Below are 1,537 nucleotides of genomic sequence, written 5' to 3' on the forward strand. Positions count from 1 at the left end.
CTGCTGCCGCGGCCACCTTGTCCTGGACCGGCTTGCTGTTCCAGAGCTCTGCCGACCTGGCCTTGAGCTTGTCATAGGCTGCGCGGCCTGACCGCGATCCCAGGACGTACCCTGCTGCCAGTCCGGTGGCGAAAAGAAATTTGCCCTTCATGCTGTGCTCCTGCTCCCTGACGTAGGTGAAAAGTAGACGTTGTTGAACAGTTCGTGGACAGTGGGTGGCAGTGCCGGACCATGCGGCCGGCAGGCCGCCTTGCTGTCAAAATAGTGCAAAAAACCGGCCCCGGGAATAACCCAGGGCCGGTTTCCGGTCAGCTTCCGTGTTAGCGGGCTGAGCGCTTGCTGATCATGCCGTAAACGAGCAGGACGATGATCGCACCGCCGATGGCCAGCAGCCAAGTCGACAGCGAGAAGAACTCGTTGATGCCAACGCCGAACAGTGCGCTGCCAATGAATCCGCCGAGCAGGGCGCCGACGACGCCCAGGATCAGAGTGATGATGATGCCACCGCCCTGACGTCCCGGGAGGATAGCCTTAGCGATGGCGCCGGCGATGAGGCCCAGAATCAGAAATGCGAGAAAACCCATTTTTCGTTCCTTCTTCTTTCATAGAGGAGGCACCCGGATCGCCGGGTGCGCTACATCCTTCTGCCCTAATACTAATCATGCTTAGTATCAAAGAGCCACCCGACACCCGTGGGTTCGCCGGGCGGGGTGCCAAAACAGCCGACTGCGCCCTACCATGCGTAGTCTTCCGGAGCCGTCCTGTGGCCCGGGAAGATCTCGTCGAGGCGCTTGAGCGCATCGGTGTCGAGCTTCAATTTGTGCGCCCTGACGGAGGCTTCGAGCTGCTCGAGGGTACGCGGGCCGATGATCGGAGCGGTGACTGCCGGCTGGTGGAGCAGCCACGCGAGTGCCAGGTCCGCGGGTTCCTGACCCAGTTCGGCGGCGAATTCCTCGTATCGCCGGATCTGTTTCTGGTGCGACTTGAGCGCCTCAAGGGCACGGCCCGCGATGCGGCGGACGCCGTCGTTCTCCTTTTTCAGCACTCCGCCGAGCAGGCCGCCGTGCAACGGCGACCATGGCAGGATCCCCAGGCCATACTGCTGGGCGGCCGGGATGACCTCGAGTTCCACGTCCCGGGTCAGCAGGTTGTAAATCGACTGTTCGCTGACCAGCCCGTTGTAGTTGCGGCGGCCGGCGGTTTCCTGGGCCCGGGCGATGTGCCAGCCGGCGAAGTTGCTGCTGCCGGAGTACAGGATCTTGCCTTGCTGGACGGCGACCTCGATAGCCTGCCAGATCTCATCCCAGGGCGTGTTCCGGTCCACGTGATGGAACTGGTACAGATCGATGTAGTCCGTCTGCAGCCGTTTCAGGCTGGCATCGAGCGCCCGGCGGATGTGCAGTGCCGAGAGTTTGGACTCGTTGGGCCGGTCGGTCATGGTGCCGAACAACTTGGTGGCAAGCACCGTGCGCTCGCGGCGCTCGCCCCCCTGGGCGAACCAGCGGCCGCGTATTTCCTCCGTCCAGCCGCGGTGGCT

At 63.0% G+C, this 1,537-nt stretch carries 2 protein-coding genes; both read right to left on the reverse strand.

Annotated elements, in window-relative coordinates:
- Positions 1–320: 320 nt before the first annotated feature.
- On the reverse strand, positions 321–584 hold the full coding sequence (locus LQV45_RS31490) for a GlsB/YeaQ/YmgE family stress response membrane protein (RefSeq protein ID WP_018774889.1): 264 nt from the start codon (positions 582–584) through the stop codon (positions 321–323).
- 149 nt (positions 585–733) lie between these two features.
- The coding region (locus LQV45_RS31495; protein ID WP_230011316.1) for an aldo/keto reductase at positions 734–1,537 on the reverse strand (804 nt) is incomplete at its 5' end.

Source organism: Microbacterium sp. Bi128, from assembly GCF_918698205.1.

Bases quoted from the DNA above. Each gene is read 5' to 3' on its own strand.
- LQV45_RS31490 (WP_018774889.1), bottom strand. From the start codon at position 584: ATGGGTTTTCTCGCATTTCTGATTCTGGGCCTCATCGCCGGCGCCATC.